Below are 3,017 nucleotides of genomic sequence, written 5' to 3' on the forward strand. Positions count from 1 at the left end.
GACCTCTTGATCGAGCACCTGCACGCCCTCCAGGACGCCCACGGCCACCTGTCGCTGGTGGCGCTGCGGGCGCTGGCCGCCTACATGAACCTGCCCATGGCGGCGGTCTACGAGACGGCGACCTTCTACGCCCACTTCGACGTGGTGCATGACGATCAGGCGCCGCCGCCGGAGGTGACGGTGCGGGTCTGCGACTCGCTCTCCTGCCAGCTGGCCGGCGCCGCGACGCTCAAGGCCGAGCTTGAGGCCGGCCTCGACCCTCAGGTGGTGCGGGTGGTGCGGGCGCCCTGCATGGGGCGCTGCGAGACGGCGCCGGTGGTCGAGGTGGGGCATCACCATGTGCTGTTCGCCACCGCCGAGGGCGTGGAGGCGGTGGTGGACACCGGCCACTTCCATCCCGAGGCGATCGTCTGGCAGCGCCTGGCGGACTATCGCGCCGAGGGCGGCTACGGGCTGCTCGCCGACTGCCGCGAGGGACGCGTCACGGTCGAGACCCTGATGGAGACGCTTGAACGCGCCAACCTGCGCGGCCTGGGTGGCGCCGGCTTCCCCACCTTCAAGAAGTGGTATTTCGTGCGCCAGGAGCCTGGGCCGCGCTACTGCGCGATCAACGCCGACGAGGGCGAACCCGGCACCTTCAAGGACCGTTACTACCTGGAGCGCTCGCCGCACTGCTTCCTCGAGGGCGCCCTGGTCAGCGCCTGGGCGGTGGAGGCCTGTGCGCTCTACATCTACCTGCGCGACGAGTACCCCGGCCTGCACCGGGTGCTGCATACGGCGATCGATGAGCTCGAGGAGGCGGGGCTGGTCGAGCCCGGCTATATCGTGCTGCGCCGCGGTGCCGGCGCCTACATCTGCGGCGAGGAGTCGGCGATGATCGAGTCGCTGGAGGGCAAGCCGGGCAAGCCGCGCCACCGCCCGCCCTTCGTCGCCCAGAAGGGGCTCTTCGGCCAGCCGACCCTGGTCAACAACGTCGAGACCGTCTACTGGATCCCGCGGATCTGGGAGAAGGGCGCCGACTGGTTCGCGGGCCACGGCCGTCACGGCCGGAACGGGCTGCGCAGCTTCTCGCTCTCCGGCCGGGTGCGTCGCCCCGGGGTCCACCTGGCCCCCGCCGGCATTACGCTCAACGAGCTGATCGAGGAGTACGGCGGCGGCATGGCCGAGGGGCACCGTCTGGCCGGCTATCTGCCCGGCGGCGCCTCCGGGGGAATCCTCCCGGCGAGCAAGGCAGACCTTCCGCTGGATTTCGATACGCTTCAGGAGCACGGCGGCTTTATCGGCTCCGCCGCGGTGATCGTTGTTTCGGATCAGGATGACCTGCGTGCCTTGGCCACCAACCTGCTGGCCTTCTTCGCCGACGAATCCTGCGGCCAGTGCACGCCCTGCCGGGTGGGCACCGAGAAGATGCTGGGCCTGCTGGAGCGTGACGAGTGGCACGTCGAGGAACTCGAGCGGCTGTCCCAGGTGATGATGGATGCCTCCATCTGTGGACTGGGCCAGGCGGCGCCCAATCCGGTACTGGGGCTGCTCAAGGACTTCCGCAATGATCTCGCCAACCAGAACGTGATCGTCAAGGGCTGAGGAGACGCGACCATGACACAGCAACCCTTCACCCTGATCCTGGATGGCGTTGATGTCAGCGCCCGGCCCGGCGAGACCCTCTGGCAGGTGGCCAAGCGCGCCGGCGAGACCATTCCGCACCTGTGCTTCAAGGACGCCCCCGGCTACCGCAGCGACGGCAACTGTCGCGCCTGCATGGTGGAGGTCGAGGGCGAGCGCGTGCTGGCGGCGAGCTGCCTGCGCGAGGCGAAGCCCGGGATGGTGGTCAAGAGTGCCAGCTCCGAGCGCGCCCGGGTGGCGCGCGAGGGCGTCATGGAGCTGCTGGTCGTCGACCAGCCCGAGCGCGACGCCGGCCCCGACCGCTCCAGCCACTTCTGGGCCATGGCCGATCAACTGGCCATCGACGCCAGCGCGGTGCGCGAGCGGCTGCCATCGCGGGCCGAGCGAGCCGCCCCCACGGTGCACCATGTCGTCGAGCGGGCGGCCGCGCTGCCCCATGCCCACGGCCATGACGCCAGTCACTCGGCGATGAACGTCAACCTCGATGCCTGTATCGAGTGCAACCTCTGCGTGCGCGCCTGCCGCGAGGTCCAGGGCAACGACGTCATCGGCCTGGCCCATCGCGGGGCGGCGTCGAAGATCGTCTTCGACTTCGACGACCCCATGGGCGAGAGCACCTGCGTGGCCTGCGGCGAGTGCGTCCAGGCCTGTCCCACCGGGGCGCTGATGCCGGCGACCCTGGTCGACGCAAAGGGGCGCGGCGATTCGCAGGCGGCCGATCGCAGCGTGGATTCGGTCTGCCCCTACTGCGGGGTGGGCTGCCAGCTTACCTACCATATTCAGGATGGCCCCAGTGACGGCGAAGGACGTATCCTCTTCGTGACAGGACGAAATGGGCCTTCCAACCAGAACCGGCTGTGCGTCAAGGGGCGCTTCGGCTTCGACTACCCCAACCATCCGTCGCGGCTCACCACGCCGCTGATCCGCCGACCGGGCGTGCCCAAGGGGCTCGATCCCGACTTCGACCCGCTCGACCCCCTGACCCACTTCCGTGAGGCGAGCTGGGAGGAGGCGCTGGACCTTGCCGCCCAGGGGCTGGGTGAGCTCAAGGCGGCCCACGGTCCCGACGCCCTGGCCGGCTTCGGCAGCGCCAAGTGCTCCAACGAGGAGGCCTGGCTGTTCCAGAAACTGGTGCGCACCGGCTTCGGCTCCAACCATGTCGATCACTGCACCCGGCTGTGTCATGCCAGCTCCGTGGCGGCGCTGATGGAGTGCATCGGCTCGGGGGCGGTGACCGCCTCCTTCATGCAGGCGCTCGAGGCCGAGGTGGTGATCCTCACCGGCTGCAACCCGGCGATCAACCATCCGGTGGCGGCCACCTACTTCAAGCAGGCGGCGAGAAACGGCACCAAGCTGATCATCCTCGACCCGCGCGGCCAGGCGCTGGACGCCTA

General features: G+C 69.4%; 2 protein-coding genes. Both read left to right on the forward strand.

What is annotated here, in order from left to right:
• On the forward strand, positions 1 to 1,584 hold a 1,584-nt coding region (locus M8009_RS18800; protein WP_250064008.1), incomplete at its 5' end, for an NADH-ubiquinone oxidoreductase-F iron-sulfur binding region domain-containing protein.
• Positions 1,585 to 1,596: 12 nt separating this feature from the next.
• Positions 1,597 to 3,017: molybdopterin-dependent oxidoreductase (locus M8009_RS18805; RefSeq protein ID WP_250064010.1), on the forward strand; the 1,421-nt coding region annotated here is incomplete at its 3' end.

The organism is Halomonas gemina (assembly GCF_023554995.1).
Taxonomy (GTDB): Bacteria; Pseudomonadota; Gammaproteobacteria; order Pseudomonadales; family Halomonadaceae; genus Halomonas; species Halomonas gemina.